General features: G+C 74.5%; 8 protein-coding genes. 1 reads left to right on the forward strand and 7 read right to left on the reverse strand.

Annotated elements, in window-relative coordinates:
* Positions 1–186: 186 nt before the first annotated feature.
* Entirely contained in the window at positions 187–9,840 is a 9,654-nt protein-coding gene (locus PS467_RS06665) for an Ig-like domain repeat protein (protein ID WP_311034430.1), read from the forward strand.
* A 10-nt stretch (positions 9,841–9,850) separates the two neighbouring features.
* On the opposite strand, the gene PS467_RS06670 is transcribed toward PS467_RS06665, so the two are convergent.
* The 7 genes from PS467_RS06670 to PS467_RS06700 all read right to left on the reverse strand — a co-directional run bounded on the left by PS467_RS06670 (position 9,851) and on the right by PS467_RS06700 (position 22,270).
* Complete coding sequence (locus PS467_RS06670) at positions 9,851–15,928, reverse strand: hypothetical protein (RefSeq protein ID WP_311034431.1); 6,078 nt, start codon at positions 15,926–15,928, stop codon at positions 9,851–9,853.
* A 53-nt stretch (positions 15,929–15,981) separates the two neighbouring features.
* Positions 15,982–16,854: a hypothetical protein gene (locus PS467_RS06675; protein ID WP_268976856.1), complete on the reverse strand. Its 873-nt coding sequence runs from the start codon at positions 16,852–16,854 to the stop codon at positions 15,982–15,984.
* 262 nt (positions 16,855–17,116) lie between these two features.
* Positions 17,117–18,658 carry a hypothetical protein gene (locus tag PS467_RS06680; protein ID WP_311034432.1) on the reverse strand — a complete coding sequence of 514 codons (1,542 nt, stop codon included), beginning with the start codon at positions 18,656–18,658 and terminating at the stop codon, positions 17,117–17,119.
* A gap of 130 nt (positions 18,659–18,788) precedes the next feature.
* Entirely contained in the window at positions 18,789–19,850 is a 1,062-nt protein-coding gene (locus tag PS467_RS06685; RefSeq protein ID WP_311039776.1) for a DUF2891 domain-containing protein, read from the reverse strand.
* Positions 19,851–19,927: 77 nt separating this feature from the next.
* Positions 19,928–20,572 carry a pyroglutamyl-peptidase I gene (gene pcp, locus PS467_RS06690; protein ID WP_311034433.1) on the reverse strand — a complete coding sequence of 215 codons (645 nt, stop codon included), beginning with the start codon at positions 20,570–20,572 and terminating at the stop codon, positions 19,928–19,930.
* Positions 20,573–20,582: 10 nt separating this feature from the next.
* On the reverse strand, positions 20,583–21,551 hold the full coding sequence (locus tag PS467_RS06695; RefSeq protein WP_311034434.1) for a DUF979 domain-containing protein: 969 nt from the start codon (positions 21,549–21,551) through the stop codon (positions 20,583–20,585).
* Positions 21,548–22,270, reverse strand: a complete 723-nt coding sequence (locus tag PS467_RS06700) for a DUF969 domain-containing protein (RefSeq protein WP_268970579.1) — start codon at positions 22,268–22,270, stop codon at positions 21,548–21,550. The genes PS467_RS06695 and PS467_RS06700 overlap by 4 nt, the downstream gene beginning before the upstream one ends.
* Between the last annotated feature and the right edge of the window lie 118 nt (positions 22,271–22,388).

A 22,388-nucleotide genomic window follows, 5' to 3' on the forward strand; every position in this document is an offset into this window, starting at 1 on the left:
ATGTCACCTATTTCACCGGCGCGTCGGGGCCGTGCCGCGAAGGCGCGCGCTGCGCCATCCGGGTGACCTCGGGTCAGGAGCATTGTCCGCCTCTCACCGGAATGGGTTACTGAATCCATCCGATTCCGGTGGGCTGCCCATCCTTATCCGGCGGAGTGGACGACGCCTTGCCAGATCGGAACCGTCATGCCCTGTCGCCCGTGCGGACTCGTCATCGTCACCGACCCCGGTGAGAACTGCATCGCCGTCATCGACCCCGCGTCGCGCAGGTTCGTGCCCACGCTCCGCGCGCCGATCCCGGTCCTGGCCCGGCGCATGACCGATCGCCTGGTGGTGCGCACCGCGGCCGACGGCCTCGACGCGCTGGCGGCCTTCCACAGCGGCGCCCTGCTGGACGCCCTCACCGGCGCCCCGGACCGGCCGGCACCCACCGGAGCACGGCCGGCGCACCGCCCGGCCGCCGGGCCCGCCGCTCCCCCGGGGGACCCGGGGCTCCTCAACCAGTTCGCCGGAATCTTCCCCGACCAGGGGCCCTACAGCGGCGGCACCCTGGTGACCATCATCGGCAGCCACTTCTCGGGCGCCACGGCCGTGTTCTTCGGGAGCCGCCGGGCGGCGAGCTTCTCCGTCCTAGACGACCAGACCATCCTCGCGGTGAGCCCCTCGGGGACCGGAGCGGTTCCGGTCCACGTCACCACTCCGAGCGGCCCGGCGCCCATCGGTTACTTCTTCTACATCCCCTGGCCCACCCTTACCCGGATCACGCCCCTGGCCGGTCCGATCGGCGGGGGCAATGTCGTCGAGCTCACCGGCGCCCATCTGAGCACCGCGCGGCTGGTGCGCTTCGGCGATTCCGTCGCCTTCCCCACGGCCGTCTCCGACCAGCACCTCATCGTGACCGCTCCCCCGGCCCCGGGACCCCGCACCGTCCCGGTGTATGTCATCAGCGTCGGCGGAGTGAGCAACCGGCTGCTCTACACCTACGCGGCCGTCCCGGCCGTCAGCGGGGTCAGCCCGGCCACGGGGGGAATCGCCGGCGGCGACACCATCGTCCTGGCCGGCACCGGGCTCAGCCAGGCCACCGGAGTCACCGTCGGCGGCGCCCCCGCGGCGTCCTTCCGTTCCTTCTCCGACACCCTGCTCGTCGTGGTGACGCCGCCGGGCGTGCCCGGTCCCGCCGACATCACCGTCACCACGGCGGGGGGCAGTGTGACGGTGCCGGGCGGCTTCGACTACAAGGCACCGTCGACGACGGCCGTCACCTCCGCGCCCGACCCCGCCGTGGTCGGCCAGCCGGTGACCTTCACCGCCGTGGTGACGGGCGTCCCGCCCACGACGGGCACCCCCACCGGCACCGTCACCTTCGACTTCGGCGACGGCACCCCGACCGTGACCGCCCCCCTCACGGACGGCACGGCCACGGTCGGCCACGTCTACGCCGCGCCATCGGCCACCCCGTACCCCATCACCGCCGCGTACAGCGGCGACACCGACTTCACCCCCTCCACGGGAACGGATAGCCAGACCGTCGGGGCGGCATCGACCACCACCACGGTGACCTCGGCTCCCGATCCGTCCGTGCCCGGACAGCCGGTCACCTTCGTCGCCCGGGTGGCCCCCGCGCCACCGGGGGCCGGTGCGCCGACGGGGACGGTGACGTTCGACTTCGGCGACGGCACCCCGACCGCCACCCTGCCGTTGGCGAGCGGGGCGGCGACGGTGACCCACGCCTACCCGGACGTCTCCGGGAGCCCGTACACCGTCACCGCCACCTACAGCGGCGACACCGGCTTCACCCCCTCCACGGGGACGGACAGCCAGACCGTCGGCCAGGCGGGGACGACCACCGCCGTGGTCTCCTCGCCGAATCCGTCCCTCGCCGGACAGCCGGTCACCGTCACCGCCACGGTCACGGCCGTACCACCCGGCGCGGGCACCCCCACCGGCACCATCACCTTCGACTTCGGCGACGGCACCCCCACCGCCACCCAACCGGTGTCCACCGGCACCGCAACGGTCACCCACACCTACCCGGACACCGCCGGAAGCCCGTACACCATCACCGCCACCTACAACGGCGACACCGACTTCACCCCCTCCACGGGGACGGGCACCCAGACCGTGGGACAGTCCGCGACGACGACCGCCGTGGCCTCCCCGCCCGACCCGTCGGCGGTGGGCGAACCGGTCACCGTCACCGCCACGGTCACGACCGTGCCCCCCGGCGCGGGCACCCCCACCGGCACCATCACCTTCGACTTCGGCGACGGCACCCCCACCGCCACCCAACCGGTGTCCACCGGCACCGCAACGGTCACCCACACCTACCCGGACACCGCCGGAAGCCCGTACACCATCACCGCCACCTACAACGGCGACACCAACTTCCTGACGTCCCTCGGCACCGACGCCCACACCGTCCAGCCCGCCGCCACCGAGACCGCCGTGACCACCGCGCCCGACCCCTCGGCGGTGGGCGAACCCGTCACCCTCACCGCCACGGTCACGGCCGTACCACCCGGCGCGGGCACCCCCACCGGCACCATCACCTTCGACCCCGGCGACGGCACCCCACCCGTCACCGCACCGGTCCTCGCGGGCTCCGCCATCGCCACCCACACCTACCCCGACACCACCGGCAGCCCGTACACCGTCACCGCCACCTACAACGGGGATACCGATTTCACGGCGTCCAGTGGCACCGACACCCACACCGTGGCCCCGGCCGCCACCACCGTCGCCGTCTCCTCCGTGCCCGATCCCTCCACCGTGAGTCAGCAGACCACGTTCGTCGCGAAGGTCACCCCCCAGGCCCCGGCGGCCGGTTCGCCCACGGGCACGGTGACGTTCGACTTCGGCGACGGCAGTTCGCCCGTGGCGACGCCCGTCACCGGCGGCACGGCCACCGCCACCCACACCTACGCCGACACCAGCGGAAGCCCGTACGCCATCACGGCCGCCTACAGCGGTGACGTCAACTTCCAGCCGGCCACGGGGACGGACACCCATCAGGTCGTCCCGGCCGTGTCCAGCACGGTGGTGACCGCCGCGCCGGTCCCCTCGGTCACCGGCGAGCCGGTGTCCTTCACCGCCACCGTGGCGGCCGTCGCACCGGCCTCGGGCACGGTCACCTTCGACTTCGGCGACGGCACCCCGATCGTCACCGCCCCCCTCACCGACGGTACGGCGACCACCGGCCACGCCTACACCAGCGCGGCGGGCAGCCCGTACCCGGTCACCGTCACCTACGGCGGGCACACCGACTTCTCGGCGTCGACCGGCACGGTCCTGCACGCCGTCGACCCGGCCAGGACCACCACCACGATCACCGCCACGCCCGACCCGAGCGTCACGGGCGAGGTGGTCACCGTGACCGTGACGCCGACCGCGCCCGGAGCGGGCACCCCGACGGGGCCGGTCACCTTCGACTTCGGTGACGGCACCCCGATCGTCACCGCCCAGCTCGTGGCCGGTTCGGCCACCGTCACCCACGCCTACGCCAGCACGTCCGGCAGCCCCTACACCCTCTCGGCCGAGTACGCCGGCGACGCCGACTTCGCCCCGTCCGAGAACACCCTCGTGCACACCGTCGCACCGGCCGCGACCACCACCACGGTGACCTCGTCGCCGAATCCGTCGGCGGTGGGCCAGAGCGTGACGCTGATCGCGCGGGTGGCACCGGTGCCGCCGGGCGCGGGCGCGCCGACCGGCACCGTCACCTTCGACTTCGGCGACGGCACCCCGACCGCCACCGCGCCGGTCGCCGGCGGGGTGGCCACGACGACGCACACCTACGCCGCCACCGCGGGCAGCCCCTACACGATCACCGCCGGCTATGGCGGTGACACCGACTTCGCCGCCTCCACCGGGACCACCGTCCAGCAGGTGGAGATGAGCGTCTCCGCCACCTCGACGACGGTGAGCTCCGCTCCCGATCCGTCCGTCGTCGGTGAGCCGGTGGCCGTCTCGGCGACCGTCGCGGCCGTCCCGCCCGCCGCGGGCACCCCCACCGGCACGGTCACCTTCGACTTCGGCGACGGCACCCCGACCGCCACCGTCCCGCTCACCGGCGACACGGCGACGACCAGTCATGTGTACACCGCCGTCGGCGATCCCCACACGATCATCGCCGTCTACAGCGGGGACGCCGACTTCACCGGGTCGGCCGGGGCCGACCCCCAGACGGTCACCCCGGCCTCGTCGTCGACGACGGTGAGCTCCGCACCGGATCCCTCCGCGACGGGCGAACCGGTCGCCTTCACCGCGACCGTCACCTCGGACCAGGCCGGGGCCGGCACCCCGACCGGCACGGTGACCTTCGACTTCGGCGACGGCACCCCGGCGGTGCGGGCGCCCCTCGACGACGGGACGGCGACCGCGACCGCCGTGCACGCCTACCTCCACACCTCCGGCAGCCCGTACACCGTCACCGCCGCCTACAACGGGGACGCGAGGTTCACCGGATCCACGGGCACCGACACCCAGACCGTGACCCCGGCGGCCACCGCCACCACCGTCTTCTCCTCACCGGACCCCTCCGCGGTCGGCCAGCCCGTGACCATCATCGCGAACGTCGCGACCACCACCCCGGGCACGGGCACCCCCACCGGCACCGTCACCTTCGACTTCGGCGACGGCACCCCGACCGTCACCGCCCCCACCGTGGCCGGGGTGGCGACGGTCACCCATGCCTACGCGGAGACCTCCGGCAGCCCGTACACCATCACCGCCGGCTTCGCCGACGACGGCGACTCCGCCCCCTCCACCGGCACCGACATCCACACCGTGCGGCCGGCCACGACCGCCACCACACTGACCGCCGACCCCGACCCGTCGGTGGTGGGCGAGCCGGTGGCCGTCACCGCGACGGTCGCACCGGTGCCACCGGGCGCCGGAGTGCCGTCCGGTACGGTCACCGTCGACTTCGGCGACGGCACGGCACCGGTCACCGCGCCCCTGTCCGGAGGGGCCGCCCTCCTCACCCACGCGTACACCAGCAGCCTCGGCAGCCCCTACACGATCACCGCGACGTACGGCGGCGGCGACGATTTCCGGTCCTCGGTGGACACCGAGACCCAGTCGGTCCTGCAAGCGGCGACCACCACCACGGTGAGTTCCGCGCCGGACCCGTCCGTCGTGGGGCAGCCGGTCACCTTTACGGCGACCGTGGCACCGGTGGCGCCGGGCGAGGGCTCGCCCACCGGCACGGTGACGTTCGACTTCGGCGACGGCAGCGCCCCGGCCGCGGTCCCGGTCACCGACGGCCTGGCGACCGCCGTGCACGCCTATACGAGCGCGGCGGGCAGCCCATACGCCGTCACCGCCGCCTACGGTGGCGCCCCCGGCTTCACCGCCTCCGGCGACAGCGTCACCCACACCGTCGGCCAGGCCCTGACCACGACGACGGTCACCGGGACGCCCGAACCGTCGGTGGCGGGCCAGCCGGTGTCCGTCACCGCCACGGTGGCGGCCGTACCACCCGGCGCGGGCACCCCCACCGGCACCGTCACCCTCGACTTCGGCGACGGCGCACCGCCCGTCACCGCACCGCTCGTCGCGGGCTCCGCGACCGTCAACCACACCTACCCCGACACCACCGGCAGCCCGTACACCATCACCGCCACCTACAACGGCGACACCGACTTCACCGCCACCACCGGCACCGACAGCCACACCGTCGGCCCGGCCGCCGTCCACACCACCGTGGTGTCCTCGCCCGATCCCTCGGTCACCGGTGAGCCGGTGGCCATCACCGCGACCCTCACGCCCGTCGCCCCGGGGGCCGGAACGCCCACCGGCACCGTCACCTTCGACCCCGGCGACGGCGCACCGCCCGTCACCGCACCGCTCGTCGCGGGCTCCGCGACCGTCAACCACACCTACCCCGACACCACCGGCAGCCCGTACACCATCACCGCCACCTACAACGGCGACACCGACTTCACCGCCACCACCGGGGCCGACAGCCACACCGTCGGCCGCGCCTCGACCACCACCACCGTCAGTGCGCTGCCGCAGCTCTCGGTCACGGGCCGGCAAGTGACGTTCCTGGCGCGGGTGGCGCCGGCCGCGCCGGGCGAGGGCTCGCCCACGGGCACGGTGACGTTCGACTTCGGCGACGGCGGCGCCCCGGCCGACGTCCCGGTGGCGGACGGCGTGGCGACGGCCGTGCATGCCTACCCGAGCGCGGCCGGCAGTCCCTATACGGTCACCGCCACCTACAGCGGGGACGACGACTTCATCGGCTCGGTGGACACCGAAACGCACACCGTCGAGCGGGCGTCGTCGGCGACGACGGTCAGCGCCTCACCGAACCCCTCGGTGACGGGTGAGCCGGTGACCGTCACCGCCACCGTCGCGGCGGTCGCCCCGGGGGCCGGAACCCCCACCGGCACCGTGACCTTCACCTTCGGCGACGGCACCCCGACCGTCACCGTGCCCGTCACAGCCGGGGTCGCGGGCATCACACACGCCTGGTCCATCGCCTTCGACAGCCCGTACACCATCACGGCCACCTACAACGGCGACGCGGCGGTCGCCCCGTCCACGGGCACCGCCACCCAGACCGTCTCCCCGGCCTCGACCGACACTGCCGTGACGTCCTCGCCCGATCCCTCGGTGCCGGGCCAGGCGGTGACCCTCACCGCCACCGTCTCGCCGACCGCACCGGGAGCAGGAAGCCCCACCGGGACGGTCGCCTTCGACCCCGGCGACGGCACCCCGCCCGTCACCGCACCGGTCGTCGCGGGCTCCGCGACCGTCGGTCACACCTACTCCGGCACCTCCGGCAGCCCCTACCCCATCACGGCCACCTACAGCGGCGACGCCGATTTCACGTCCTCGGCGGGAACGGACAGCCAGACCGTCGGCCAGGCAGCCTCCAACACCACCCTGCTCTCTTCCCCGGACGCCTCCGTGGCGGGAGAACAGGTCACCTACACCGCCCGGGTCTCCGCCGTGTCCCCGGGCGCGGGCATCCCCACCGGCACCGTCACCTTCGACTTCGGCGACGGCACACCGACCGTCACCGCACCGGTCACCGGCGGGGTGGCGACCACCACCCACGCCTACGCCACCTCGGTGGGCAGCCCCTTCGCCCTCACCGCCACCTATGACGGAGACGCCGACTTCACCCCCTCCGCCGCCACCGGGACGCATACGGTGCTGGCGAGCGCCGCCACCACGTCGACCACGGTGACGTCCTCCCCGGACCCCTCGGTGACCGGCCAGGCGGTGACCTTCACGGCGACCGTGGCACCGGCCCCGCCCGGTGGCGGAGTGCCCACCGGCACGGTCGCCTTCGGTTTCGGTGACGGCACCGCGACCGTCACCGCGCCGCTCTCCGGGGGCGTGGCGACCGTCGTGCACGCGTACACGACCACGGCGGGCAGCCCGTACACGGTCACCGCCGCCTACAGCGGGGACGTCAACTTCGAAGCCTCCGCGGGCACGGACACCCAGACCGTCAATCGGGCGTCGACGACCACGACGGTGGCCTCCGCACCGGACCCGTCCGTGACCGGCCAGTCGGTGGCCCTCACGGCGACCGTGGCACCCGTCGCACCGGGCGCGGGCGTGCCGGCCGGCACCGTGACGTTCGACTTCGGCGACGGCACCCCGGTCGCGTCGGCGCCGCTCTCCGGCGGTGCGGCCACCATCAACCACGTCTACGCGACCTCCGGTGGCTTCACGGTGACCGCGGTCTACGACGGTGCCACCGGCTTCCTCTCCTCCAGCGGCACCGACACCCAGAGCGTGGGCCGAGCGGCCACCACCACGGCGCTGGTCTCCTCGCCGGACCCCACGGTCAGTGGCCAACCCACCACCCTCACGGTCACGGTGACACCGATCGCGCCGGGGGCGGGTGTGCCGACCGGGACGGTCACCTTCGACTTCGGCGACGGCACCCCGACCGTCACCGCACCGCTCTCCAACGGCCTCGCCTCCACCAGCCACTCGTTCGCGGGGGCCTCCGGCAGCCCGTACGCCCTCACGGCCACCTACAACGGGGACGCCAACTACGCGACGTCCAGCGGAACCGACACCCACGCCGTGGGCCGCGCGACCACCACCACCGCCGTGGTCACCACCCCCGACCCCAGCGTCACCGGCCAAACCGTCACCCTCACCGCCACCGTCACGGCCGTCGCACCGGGCACCGGAACCCCCACCGGAACCGTCACCTTCACCTTCGGCGACAACACCCCGGCCATCACCGCACCCCTGTCCAGTGGCACGGCCACCACCACCCACGCCTACGCCGGCGCCTCCGCCAGCCCGTACACCGTCACCGCCACCTACAACGGGGACACCAACTACGCGACGTCCAGCGGAACCGACACCCACGCCGTGGGCCGCGCGACCACCACCACCGCCCTGGTCACCACCCCCGACCCCAGCGTCACCGGCCAAACCGTCACCCTCACCGCCACCGTCACACCCACCTCCCCCGGCACCGGCACCCCCACCGGAACCATCACCTTCACCTTCGGCGACAACACCCCAGCCATCACCGCACCCCTGACCGGAGGCACGGCCACCACCACCCACACCTACACCACGACCACCGGCAGCCCCTTCCCCATCACCGCCACCTACAACGGCGACACCAACTACACGACGTCCACCGGAACCGACACCCAGACCGTGAGCCGGGCCACCACCACCACGACCGTGGTCTCCACCCCCGACCCCTCGGCGGCCGGGCAGTCGGTGACCCTCACCGCCACCGTGGCGTCCCTCTCCCCCGGCGCCGGAACCCCGACCGGCACCGTGACGTTCACCTTCGGCGACGGCACCCCAGCCGCCACCGCACCCCTGTCCAGTGGCACGGCCACCACCACCCACACCTACACCACGACCACCGGCAGCCCCTTCCCCATCACCGCCACCTACAACGGCGACACCAACTACACGGCCTCCACCGGAACCGACACCCAGACCGTGAGCCGGGCCGCCACCACCACGACCGTGGTCTCCACCCCCGACCCCTCGGCGGCCGGGCAGTCGGTGACCATCACCGCCACCGTGGCGTCCCTCTCCCCCGGCGCCGGAACCCCGACCGGCACCGTGACCTTCGGCTTCGGCGACGGCACCGGCAACGGCACCGTCCCCCTCTCCGGCGGGGTCGCCACGATCAACCACACCTACGCCACCAGGACCGGCAGCCCCTTCACCATCACGGCCGCCTACAACGGCGACACCAACTTCAGCACGTCCAGTGGCATTGACACCCAGACCCTCAGTAGCAAGACCGCGACCACCACCACGGTGACATCGGCCCCCGACCCCTCGGTGGTCGGCCGGCCGGTGACCGTTCAGGCGACCGTCGCGTCCGGGTCCGGCACTCCGACCGGGACGGTCACCTTCTCCTTCGGCGACGGCACGGCGACCGCCACCGCACCGGTCTCCGGCGGGGTCGCCACCGTCACCCACACCTACACGACCACCACCGGCAGCCCCTTCACCATCACGGCCGGCTACAACGGGGACGGCAACTACAACGCCTCCAGCGGCACCGACACCCAGACCGTCAACAAGGCGGCCACCACGACCGCGCTGTCCTCCGCCCCGAACCCCTCGACGGTGAGTGATCCGGTGACGGTCACCGCGACCGTCACCCCCGTCGCCCCGGGCGCGGGAACGCCCACCGGGACCGTCACCCTGGCCATCACCGATCGCACCCCCCAGGTGGTGACACTGGTGAACGGCACCGCTTCCGCGACGTTCAACCCGCTGCAGAAGGGCACGCACACCGTCACCGCCAACTACAACGGCGACGTCAACTACACGGCCTCCTCGGCGTCCATCACCCAGACGGTGAACACCGGCCCGGGATAGCCCACCGCGCTCAACGGCCGTCCGCCGCAACCTCGGCGGACGCGCCCGCGCCCGCGTCCGCGTCCGCGTCCGGCCGCCGGTACATCCGCGTCGCGGTGATCTGGCCGTGCACCTGCTGTTCCTCCTCCGGCTCCCGCACCGGGAGGCCCGGCCGCAGATGCTCCTCGACGCTGATGTACTTCAGCCCGGCCCGCAGATCCGCGTCATTGCGCAACCGGATCACCAGCGGGAACTCGGCCAGCGCCGTGGTGTCGAACAGCCCGGTCGTATAGAGCAGCTGCACACCCAGCGCGTCCGCGACCGCCCGCTGAAGCTCCAGCAGATAGGTGGCGTTGGCGCGGCCGATGGGGTTGTCGAGGAAGAGGGTGCCCGCGTGGCGGTGCTTGTCCCGGCCCCGGTCGTTGCTGCGCAGGGCCGCCATCGTGCAGTACAGCGCGATGGCGGCGGTCAGCAGCTGGCCGCCGGAGAACACATCGCCCATCTGCCCCACCGGCACCCGCTCGGCGCGCAGCACCGCGTCCGGCTTGAGGATCTCCACGGCCACCCCGCGCGGCTGGAGCGCTGCGTGGACCCCGCGCAGCAGCAGGGACATGCCGTCCCGCCGCAGGTCGGAGTTCTTCCGGACGGCGGCGCGGGTCGCCTCGTCGATGACCTCGCCGAGCCGCTCGGTGAGCGTGGCCTGGTCGGGGTCCTCGAAGCGGATGCGCAGGAACTCCTGCCCCGACCACTCGCCGAGCCCCTCCGGCAGCCGGGAGAGCCGCTGCGCCGAGCGCAGGGTGGCCAGACAGGACTCGACCAGGCCGCGCAGCCGGTCCACGATGGAATCGCGGTTGCGCTCCAGCTGCTCCAGCTCGTCGGTGAGCACGCGCAGCCGGGGGGCGAACGCCTCGGCCCAGGCGGCGGCGTGCTCGGGCAGCGCGGCCGCCGGGAGTTCCCGGATCTGCTGACGGGCGGGGGTGCGCACCTGCTCGTAGCGGGTGGAGTTGGCGTGCCGTACGAGGATGTCGCCGGCCTCCCGGACCGCCGCCTCGGCCGCTGACAGGTCGGCGGCGCAGCCGCGCAGTGAGCGGCGGGCCTCGGCGGCGGCCTGACGGGCCTCGGCGAGACCGCCCGCGTACGGCTCGGGCCGTTCGTCGTCGTCCTCCGTGCCGGGGCCGTCCCGCAGCAGATCCCGCAGCAGGGCGGCGGTCTCGTCGAAGCCGCCCGCCGCGTCCTCGGCGGAGCGGTGGGCGCGCACCAGGTCGGCGTGGACGGTGCGGGCGGTGTCCAGGGCGTCGGTACGGGCGGCCAGTTCGCCGTTGGCGGTGCGCAGCAGCTCCTTCGCCTGCTCGGCGTCGGCCGGGACCAGTTCCTCCGGCAGTTCGGTGTGCGCGTCGCCCTCGGCGGGGGCGAGCCGCTCGGCCTCGCCGCGCAGCCGTCCGAGCTGCTCGCTCGCCGCCGAGGCGCGGCTCTCCAGCAACTGGACGAGCGATTCGGCGCGGGCGGCGGCGGCCTGCCGGGAGGGGGCGTCGGCGCCGTCGGCGCCCTCCAGGAGCTGGGCGGCGCGGGTGCGGACCTTGTTGGTGAGCCGGTCGAGAGAGGCGAGGGCCGCGCTTTCGTCGCTTTCGGCGCGGGCCTGTTCAGCACGGAGGTCGGCGCCGACGCCGACCTTCTCGTAGACCTGGGAGGCGGCGCGGTACGCCTCGCGGAGCGCGGGCAGCGAGGCGGAGGGCGGCTCGGAGTCCTCGCCGAGGTCATCGGGGGCGCCCGCGATCTCCGCGCGCTCGGCGCGCAGGGCGCGTGCGGTGCGGCGCGCGTCGTCGGCCGCGCGCTGGGCGGCACGCCGGTCCTCGTCGGCGGCGCGGGCCCGGTCCACGCAGCCGGCCGCGCGCTCCTCGTACTCCGCGGCCTCCTCGGCCAGTTCGCGCAGCCGGGTCTGCCAGGTGGCGCGCTCACGCAGCCGGTACGCCAGACCGGCCAGCGCGTCCGCCACCCGGCGGGCCCGCTGCGCCGCCTCCTGACGCTCGTCCCGGACCCGGGCGGCCTCGGTGGCGGCCTCGTCGGCCTCCGCCCGTGCCGTCCGCGCCTCCACCAGCACGCGCTGCGTGGTGTCGGCCGTCTCGCGGGCCGTCTCCGCCGCCGCCGCGAGCTCGGCGAGCCGTCCGGGCGGGCAGCCGGTGCGCCAGGAGGCGAGCCGCGCGGACAGCGCCCGGTCCCCGGCCAGCCGGGCGGCGAGCGCCCTGATCTCCTCGTCCCGCTCGGTGGCGCGGGCCCGCAGCTCGCGCCGCTCGTCGTCGGCTGCGCGCTCGTCGTGCATCGCCGGGTTCGGCGGCACCAGGAAGACCCCGCTGTCCTCGGTGCCGGGTGCGGGCGTCGGCGCGAGCAGCGCCGCGGACGTCCCGACGGCCACGGCGGACCGGGGCAGCAGCGACGCCTGGCCGAGCACCTCACGGGCGCGGGCGTGGGTGCCGGGGTCGGTGATGACGACGCCGTCCACCAGCTCCGGGCGGGCGGCGAGCACGGCGGCGTGGTCGGCGGGGTCCACGGCCTGGGCGAGGTAACGCCAGCCGGGGAGGGCGGGGATGCCGTGCTCGCCGAGGTACTCGACGGCCGCCAGCACATCGGGGCTGGGCGGCAGCAGCCCCCCGTCGCCGAGCGCGCCGAGGATCCGCGAGTCCTCGGCGGCGGCGGTCCGCAGCTCGAAGAGCTGCCGCTCGGCGGAGGCGACGCTCTCCTCGAGGAGCTCACGCAGCGCGTCGGCGTTACGGTCGAGCTCCTCGGCGGTCAGCGGCCCGTCACCGAGGGGGCGCCGGGCGGGGCGGGAGCGGCCGCTCGGTTCCCCACCGGGGTGGCCACCGGGCTCGGGGGCCCAGCAATCGGAGTCGTCGGCGGCTCCGGTACGGGCGGCGGCGGGCTCCGCCTCGCCCTGGTCGCCGTCGCCGTCCTCGACCCGGGCCGACACCTCGCCGGACGGCCGGGACTCGGCCGCCACGACCCGGCCGCGGCCACGCGAGCCCTCCGGGCGCGGGCCGCCCTCGCCGGACACGCCGTCCTCGGCCTCGTCGATCCGCACCGTCACCCGCCCGGCAGGCCGCGACTCCGCCGCCAAAGGACGCCGCCGCGGGACCTGCCCCGCCTCCGCCGCCACGACCCGGCCGCGGCCACGCGAGCCCTCCGGGCGCGGGCCGCCCTCGCCGGACACGCCATCCTCGGCCTCGTCGATCCGCACCGTCACCCGCCCGGCAGGCCGCGACTCCGCCCCCAGAGGACGCCGCCGCGGGACCTGCCCCGCCTCCGCCGCCACGACCCGGCCGCGGCCACGCGAGCCCTCCGGGCGCGGGCCGCCCTCGCCGGACACGCCATCCTCGGCCTCGTCGATCCGCACCGTCACCCGCCCGGCAGGCCGCGACTCCGCCCCCAGAGGACGCCGCCGCGGGACCTGCCCCGCCTCCGCCGCCACGTCCTGGGCAGGGGCCACCCGGTGCCGAGCCGAGCCCAGCCCCGCCGCGCCGCCCATCGGGTCGGCGTCCGGGCGTTCCGCGCCGACGGGGACGGCGGCCTCCCCCGCCTCGCCAACGTGCCCCGCCGCGTGGCCGACCGGGCGCGGCTCATCCGCACCGGCCGCCGGACGAGAGACAGGAACGCCGCCGGTCGCCGGGCCGACGTCCGGCCGTCCGTCCCCGACTCGCGCGGTATCGCCGACCGCGTGCCCGGCGGAGCCTTCCGCACCCGCCCGGTCGCCGTCCGAGACCCCGTGCCCCGCCGAAGCCGCGTCGCCCTCCGCGCCCGCGACACCACCTGTCGCCCGGTCCGCCTGGCTGGTCCCGGCCGAGCCGGGGGCGGCGCCGTCGTCCGTCGGTGCGGCGGCCGGCCGTCCCGCGCTCGGCCGGCCCATGTCGTCCTCGTCGTCCGCCTCGTCCGAGAGGCGTGCGCGGGCGGCGGTGGAGGGCCCCTCCGTGGCGTAGGCGTGGTCAGCGGGCTCGGGGTGTCCCTCCAGGAGGAACGCGCCGGTGGCGGGGGTCGCGCGGAAGGCGGCCGGGAGTTGGGAGAGGCCGACGTCGTCCATGTCGTCCTCGTCCGCCTCACCCACCTCGTCCACGCGGACCGTGATCCACCCCGGCCGCTCGGAGTCGGCCGGCAGGGCGCGGGTGCTCCGCGGGCCCGGGACGTCCGGGATACGGATCGTCACCCCGCGCGTCCCGCGCGCGTCCGCCGCCGACGGGTGCGCGGCGCCGCCGCGTGGGGCGGGGACGGTGACGGGGGGCTGTGGGAGGCCCAGCAGTTCGATGAGGCGCTGCTCCGCGCCCAGCGCCTCGGCGGCGCGCCGTTCCGCGTCGTACGCGGACTCCGCGGCCCGCGCCGCGTCCACCGCCCGTGCCGCGGCCAGTTCGGCGCGGGCCTCCTCGGCGGCGGTCGACTTCGCGTGGTCGGCGGTGCGCCGGGCGGTCTCGCGGGCCTCGTCGAAGGCGGCGACCGTGGTCTTCTCGGCGTCGCTCGCGGCGAGGGCGGCGCGGGCCGGGTCGGCGTCGGGGGCGGAGTCGTCGAGCCATCCGGCGCGGACGGCCTCGGCGGTCTCCTGCTCGACCTCGACGAGCCGCTGGCGCAGATGGTCGGCCTCGCTGCGGGCGCGCTGGGCCGCCGTGGCGGCGGAGGTGGCGTCGCGGTGGGCGGCCTCGCCGGCCTCCTGGAGGGCGGCGGAGCGCTCCTCCTCCTCGTTGGCGACCCGCTCGCCGTCCTCCGCCGCCGCGTGCAGGGCGCGGACGAGGTCGGCGGCGGCCTTGGCGCGGGCGGCGAGCGCGGGGGCCGCGTCCCGCTCGGCCTCACGGATGGCGGCGGCGACGCGCGCGGAGCGGTCGGCGGCGGCCCGGTGGCGCAGCACCGTCTCGGCGGCCTGCCAGGCGGAGTGCAGGGTGCGGGCGTCGTTGAGCTCCCGGCGCTGCGCCGCGGCGCCCTTCTCGGCGGCGGCGAGCGCCAAGGAGGCGTGGCGGTAGGCGAGTTCGGCGGCGACGAGGCCGCTGCGGCCGCGCGCCCCCTCGGCGTCGGTGACGGCCTGTGCGGCGGCGGCGACCTGTTCGGCGAGCTCGGCGGCGCGTGCCCGCTCCTCCGCGCCGCGCGCGGACAGCCGCCGGGCGAGCGTACGGGTGCGGCGCTCGGCGCCCGCGTGCACCCCGCGGGCCTGCTCACGCCGCTCCGCGGCGTCCGCGATGCGCTGGAGCAGATCGAGCGAACCGGCGGTGAAGTCGCGCTCGGCGGTCAGCTCGGCGCGGCGGCCGAGCTTGTGGGCGAAGCCGTGGACGAGGTCGGCGAGCCCGTCGGTGTCACGGGTGTCGGTGACGGCGCGCAGCAGGAGGTCGGTGAAGTCGGAGTCGTTCTTCACCGCGAAGAGCCCGGCGGCCTCGCCCTCGTCGGCGTTCATCTCCCGCTGGTAGCGGAAGAGTTCGGGGTCGAGGCCGAGTTCGCCGAGGTGTTCGTTCCAGCGTTCGTGGATCTCCACCCAGACCACGTCGAGATGGGGGTACGCCTTGCCGGCCTCCGTAAGGGCGTCACGGAAGCCCTTCATGGTGCGGCGGCGGCCACGTGCGGTGGAGGCGCCCTCGACGGCGGGCCGCACCGCCGCGGACTCGGCGACCGGCAGCGAGTCCAGGCTCAGCCCGGGGCCGGGCCGGAAGGAGTACCACGCCTCGGCGAACTTCCGCGGGTCGTTGGAGACCTGACGGCCGCGCCATTCGCTGACCTTGCCGACGACGACCGTCTCGCCGGTGACGGTGTGCTGCCACTCCAGCGCGACATGCCCGCAGTCGTCGGCGAGCAGGAACTTGCGCAGCACGCCGGAGCTGGCGCCGCCCAGGGTGTTGCGATGGCCGGGCAGCATCACCGAGAAGATCAGCTTGAGCAGGACGGACTTGCCGCCGCCGTTCTCCAGGAAGAGCACACCGGCGGGGGCGGGGCGGCGCGGCGGGCCGACCGGCTCCTCCTCGAAGAACTCCGCCTGGGTGGGTGCGGGGCTGGGCACCGGCTCGCCGACTCCGCGCAGGTCCAGCACGGTGTCGGCGTACCGCGCACCGGCCGGCCCGATGGAGTAGAGGCGGATCCGGGACAGCTCGTACATGGCGGCGGACTCTCGTTGTCGAAAGGGGGTGGGGGTTCCGGGCGGGGCGGGGTTCAGGAGTGGAAGGGGAGACCGGCGTCGGCCACCAGATCGAGGTCGTCGCTGTCGTCCGGCGGCAGCAGGGTCGCGCTGCCGTCGCCGACCGGGACGACCCCGAGCTCCAGCAGCTCGGCCATGGCGGCGGAGGCCGCCATGTCGCGCACCTGGAGCTGATAGCGCGCGGTCGTGCGGTAGGTGCCGCCCGAGTCGTCGCCGGTGCGCTGGAGGAAGCCGGAGTCGACCAGGAAGGCGACGGCCTTGCCGATGATGCCGGTGGTGGAACCGGCGAGCCTGCGCGCGTCCTTGGTGGCGCCGGTGGCGCTGCGCCGGGCGTAGACCCGCCAGGCCGCTTCCAGACCCGGCGCACCGGTGACGGGGTCGCTGTTCTCCCCCTGCTCCTCGGCCCGCTCCTCCAGCCGCCGGCACGCCTGGCGGACGAAGGCGTCGACGCCGTTGACGGTGACCCGGCCGATATAGCCGTCGTCGGCGAGGTCCTCGGGGCGCGGGAACGCCAGGGCGGCGACGGCGAGATGGGCCAGGCCGTGCAGAAAGCGGTCGGCGGAGTCGGTGGCGGCCCGGCGGGCGTAATCGCCCATGCGGACGGCGAAGACGGAGTCCTCGGCGGCCGTCACCGCCATTCCGGCGCGGGTGGACACCTCCAGCACGATGAGTCCGAGCCCGGCGGCGATGGCGTCGGTGAGGCGGGCGAACGCCGGTTCGTCGCGGTGCCGGCGCAGCAGCTCGGCGTATTCGACGTCCCGCGCGGGCAGCAGCTTGGGCTGGAGTCCGAAGGCCACCAGCCGTGCGGCGTCGGCCGCGTCGGCGGGTGTCATCCCGGGGGCTGCGCCGGGTGCCGCCGGGGCGGGTGCCGGGTCCGGCGGTGCCATCTCGTCGACGTCGTACTCGGTCACGGCCGAACCTCCTCGCGCGGGGCGGTCACACGGTGGACTGGGGCTGATGCGGCACCGTCGCCCCCGCCGAGGCGGGCGGCAGGAGGCATCGGCCCGGCCGCTCGCGCCGGGCACGGCACGGGCTCTCCGCCGCGACGGCGGGAATTCCCGTGGCGGAGCCGGGCACCCTCGTGGCGGAGCCGGGCGCTGCCGGGACCGCCGCCGAGGCGGCGTTCGCTCCACGTCGTCCACGTCGGCATCACGCCACCTCCGCCCGGTCGGCCGCCATACCGGCCGCGTCCAGCAGGGCGGTGCCCACGATCAGGTCGGCGCCGCCGAACTCGGGGTCGTCCAGCTCGGTGCCGTCGTCCACGGCGAACAGCAACCGCTGCTCGCCCTGGCGGTAGGCGGTGCCGACCGGGGGGCTGGCGGCGTGGACGGCGAGGAGGGCGATCAGATAGGGCAAGTCGGGGTCGCGGCGGCGGGCGTCGGCGAGCAGCCCGGACAGGCGGCGCGGGGCGTCGGCGGGCAGCTCCAGCAGATCCATGGCCACCGCCAGCTGCTCCTCGCTGAAGCGGCTGTCGTCGGGGGTGGCGATGAGGTCCGGCTCGGGCATCTCCGCGCCGAGGTGCTCCCGCTCCACGGGCGGGGTGAGCAGCATCTCGACCAGGTCGCCCATCCGCACCGAGGTGGGGGTGCGCAGGCCCGTGCCGCGGGCGAAGAAGGCGTCGGTGACCCGGCCCGCGCGCTCGACGGGGAGCGGGAGGACGGGGGCCAGCAGCTGTCCGTACAGGTCGTATCCGGAGCGCGGGGCGGGGGGTGCGAACGCTTGGCGGTCCTGCTCGGCGCGGAACAGCGGACCGGCCTCCAGCAGCCGGGACTGCAGCTGGGTGTGGCGCCGGATGCAGTCCTTGACTATGTCGACGAGCTCGGCGGCGCGCCGCTTGGGCTCGGGGTCCCCCGCGGAAGCGGCCTCGTCGCGCACCTTGCGGATGTTGGTGAGAATCGCGTTCTCATGGCGGTAGCGGTCGGCGACGTGGTCGAGCGCCTCGCTGATCAGATCGGGCACGGTGCTCAGCCAGTCGACGGCGCGGACGTTGCGCCGGGTGGCGTCGAGGGTGCGGCGCAGCGTCTCCGAGTACTGCACGGTGCGGTAGCGGGCCTGCTCGGCGGCGAGTTGGGCATCGGCCAGCCGGCCCCGGCTGATCAGGACCTCCAGCTTGACCTCGGCGGCGATCTGAGCGCTGGTGACATCCGTGTCGAGGGCGCCGACCAAAACGTTGACGGCCTCGTCGGTGGTGCGCAGATAGACGCTGCCGCCGGGGCCGGGCACCTCCTCGATCAGCTTGAAGTCGTAATCCCTGCGGACATACACCCCATCAGGCCCGAAAGTGCCGTAAACCGCGCGGAAGCCGCGGTCCACACTGCCGACGTTGATCAGGTTCTCCAGCACCCAGCGGGCGACCCGGTCGTGCTCGGCGGCGGGGCGCCCGGGGGCCTGGGCCGCCACCCGGGGCAGCAGCCTGGCCACTATCTGCTCGTGGTCGGCGCCGGTGTCGAAGTCCATGTGGAGCGTGACGAGATCGATGGCGGCCAGGGCGACCTCCGCCATCGCATACACCCCGTACTCCCCCGCGAGGTTGGCCTTGCGCGCGTCCAGGTCGTGCAGCGGCGCGGTGCACGCGAGCGCGCGCAGCCGCCGGGCCAGGCCCTCGTCGGCGGCCGGGCCGGGGGCCGGCCGGGCAGCCCCTTCGGCGGTGTTGAGCTGGGGCGCGGCGGCCCCCGGGGGTGGAGATGTCACGTCGCACAGAGTAGGCGCTCGCACCGACAACGTACGAAACGGCACGGAGATCCCGCTATGACACACCAGATCCCCCGCGCACACACGCGCGTACACCGGCGCGTCCCCCGCACCTCACCGATCCGTCAGTCTACGGCTCACCGGCCGGTGGTCCGTCCAGGGCGAGCGCGGCGAAGGTGGCGAGCCAGTGGTCGCCGGTGAAGTCGCCGGAAACGGCGGCCGGGAGCCCGGCGGCCAGATGGTCACGCGCCGCCGTCCGCAGCACGTCCGCCCGCGGGTCGCCGGGCGGCAGGGCGGCGGCCAGGCGGCGCAGCGCGGCGGCCCGGCTGAGGGTGAGGCCGAGGAGATGCCCGATCTGCGGATCGGCGGGGTCGGAGACGACGGGCGGGGTGAGCACGGTGGCCGGCACACCCCATTCCAGGCCGGGGAGGAAGCGTTCCAGCCAGCGTGCGAACTCCTCCTCCGGCAGCACCCGGCACACCGCCTCGGCCTCGGTGAGCGCGGGCGAGAGGAAGTCCTGCCCGGAGGGCTCCCAGTGGACGGGGGCGTCGTGATCGTCCGCGAACCAGCCGAGAACGGCCTCGGTGACCGGTTCGACGACCGTCCCGACGCCGGCGGCGGCCGCGCTGTCCAGGACCAGACCGAGGGCGAAGGCACTGTTGGTGTGGACACCGTGGCGCACCGGGTAGGTGGCACGTTCCAGCCATCCGGACAGCAGTGCGCGGACGGTGTCGGCGGCCGGTTCCAGGGCCTTCGCCCAGCGCTCGCCCGCGGGCCCCGGGAGGCTCCGGCATTCGGCGGTCAGCGCGAGCAGCCAGGCCCAGCCGTAAGGACGCTCGAAGGAGGGACGGGCCCGCAGATACTCCGCCTCGACGGCGAGGGCATCGGCCGTAAGGTGCCCGTCCAGGACGGCGGTGACCTCGTCGGCGCGGACCCGGTCGGGGCAGCGGCGCAACAGCCGGACCAGCAGCCAGTGCATATGGACCGAGGAGTGCCAGTCGTAGGAGCCGTAGAAGGCGGGGTGGCGTTGGCGCGGCTCCACCAGGTCCTGGGGTCCGCGCAGCAGATAGGCCGGGGCGTTGGGGTAGTCCCGGGTGACGTTGGCGGTGGCGAGGGCGGCGAACCGGGCCGCGTACCGGCCCAGTTCGCTGCGGCCCTCGTCCGGGCCGTTCGGCTCGCTCGGCCCGTTCATCCTGCTCGGATCGTTCGGCCCGTTCGTCCTGCTCGGATCGTTCGGCTCGTTCGGCTCGTTCATGCTGCTCGGCTCGTTCAATGCGTTGCCCCCTCGGCGATGCGCGGATCGGTCCGGGTGCTCAGGGCCGCCCCGATGATCGCCCGCAGCGCCTCGGCCGACACGGCGGCCGGCAGTGAGGGCTCGGCCCGGTCCACGACCTGTTCGGGAGCGTACGGGAGATGGATGAACCCGCCGCGCAGGGCGGGCCGCTCGGTGGCGATGAGATGGGCCAGGCCATAGAAGACGTGGTTGCACACGAAGGTTCCGGCCGTCTGGGAGACGGCGGCCGGGATCCCGGCCGCGCGGACGGCCGCGACGCACGCCTTGATGGGCAGGGGCGCGAAGTAAGCGGCGGGGCCGCCCTCCACGACCGGTTCGTCGATGGGCCGACGCCCGGCGTTGTCGGGTATGCGGGCGTCGTCCACGTTGATCGCCACCCGCTCGACGGTGACACCGGGACGGCCGCCGGCCTGGCCCACGCACAGCACCAGTTCGGGGTCGGCCGCCGCCACCGCGGCGGCCAGCTCCTCGAGCGCGGTGCCGAAGACGCAGGCGAGCCGTACGGCCGTCACCTCGGTGCCGGGCGGCGGGTCGGCGGCGACGAGGGAGACGGCCTGCCAGGACGGATTGACGGCCGAGTCCGCGAAGGGCTCGAAACCGGTGAGCAGCACTCGGGTCACAGCGGTCCCCTCAGAAGGCGAAGAGCGAGATGATGACGATGTTGCAGACCAGCAGCGCCCCGGCGGTGGGGAGCTGCGCCTTGATGGGGCCGTACTGGTCCTTGAGTTCGAGCAGGGCGGCGGGCACCAGGTTGAAGTTGGCGGCCATGGGGGTCACGAGCGTGCCGCAGAAACCGGCCAGCATGCCGACGGCGAGGACGAGGGGCGGGTCGCCGTGCATCTGCTGGATGAGCACGGGCCAGCCGATGGCGGCGGTCATCACCGGGAAGGCGGCGAAGGCGTTGCCCATGATGACGGTGAACAGGGCCATTCCGACGCAGTAGACGGCGACGGCGACGTACTTCTGGCCGTCCGGCAGCATCTGTTCGGTGATCTTGCCGACCTGTTCGCCGACCCCGGCCACCTGGAAGATGGAGCCGAGCACGGCGAGCAGCTGGGGCAGCAGCAGCGCCCAGCCCATGGACTCCAGCAGGTTCCGGCCGGCGTGCAGGGGCACGGTGGGACGCCGCTCGCGGACCACGACCATGGCGACCGCCAGCCCGGCGATCGCGCCGAAGCCGAGGCCGAGGATGGTCTCGCTACCGGCCTCCAGGAGCGGTTCGCCCCCGATGCGCCAGTGCTTGACGGCCGAGGCGCAGACGACCGCGACCAGCGGAATGGTGAGCGCCGGGACGAACAGCCTGCTGCCGAGCCGGGCCGCCGAGGCGGTCCGCTGCTCGGGGGTGGTGGTGCGTGGCACACCGCGCCCGGTGAGCTGGAAGCCGCCCAGGCAGACCATGGCGAGGACGGCGACGCCCAGCGGCTCGGCCGGGGCCTTCTTCTCCACCACCCAGCTGCTGTAGAAGAAGCATGCGCCGAGCAGCCCCCAGAAGGCGGCCGAACCATGGCGCTTGGGGTTGCTGCGGTCGACGGCCATCTGTGCGGCCATGGCGAGGAAGACGGCGCCGACGAGCCAGTAGAACCACTCCGCCTTGATCATTTGGCTGCCTCCGCGGTGTGGCTGCCGTCGGCGGCGGACCGGCCGCCCGGGGCGGCGAGGTCGCGGTCCAGGGAGCGGTCCAGGCGCAGCAGCCGGAAGCCGTGGATGAGGAACGCGCAGACGGCGGTGGGGATGGCCCACAGCGCCAGCTGAAGCGGCTCCAGGTGGGTGTGGTAGGTGCTGTTGACGAATCCGGTGATCAGCAGGATCGAGCCGATGGCCAGGAAGCAGTCCTCGCCGAAGAACAGTCCGACCGTGTCGGCGCTGGAGGAGTACGAGCGGATCCGCTCCCGGATCCGCTCGGGCAGCGGGCCGTGGCGGCGCTCCGCGGCACCCTCGGCCATCGGCGCGACCATGGGCCGCACGCTCTGGGCCGGGCCGCCGATGCTGGTGAGGCCGAGGGCGGCGGTGAGCTGGCGCAGCAGCAGGTAGAGGGCGAGGAACCGGCCGGTGGTGAGCTTGCCGAGCCGGCCGATGAGGGTACGGGCCTGTTCCTGGAGGCCGTTGCGCTCCAGGAGGCCGATGACGGGCAGGGTGATGACGAAGATCGTCACAGAGCGGCTGGAGGCGAAGCCGTCGCCGAAGGCCGCCAGGATTTGCTGGGGCGAGAGCTTGGCCAGCAGCCCGGTGGCGATGCCGGCGACCCCCACCACCAGCAACGGGTTGCGTCGTGTGGCGAATCCGACGATCACCACGAGGACGCCAAGGAGAACGATCATGCGTCCCGCCTTCCGCGCACAGGACCTCACAGGGGTGTGAGGAGGGTGCACCGGAGGCTAGGTGTTCGTTCAACGATCCGACAAGAGTCTGAAACCAACTTGTGTCCACCCCGCCGGA

The organism is Streptomyces luomodiensis, from assembly GCF_031679605.1.
Lineage (GTDB): Bacteria > Actinomycetota > Actinomycetes > Streptomycetales > Streptomycetaceae > Streptomyces > Streptomyces luomodiensis.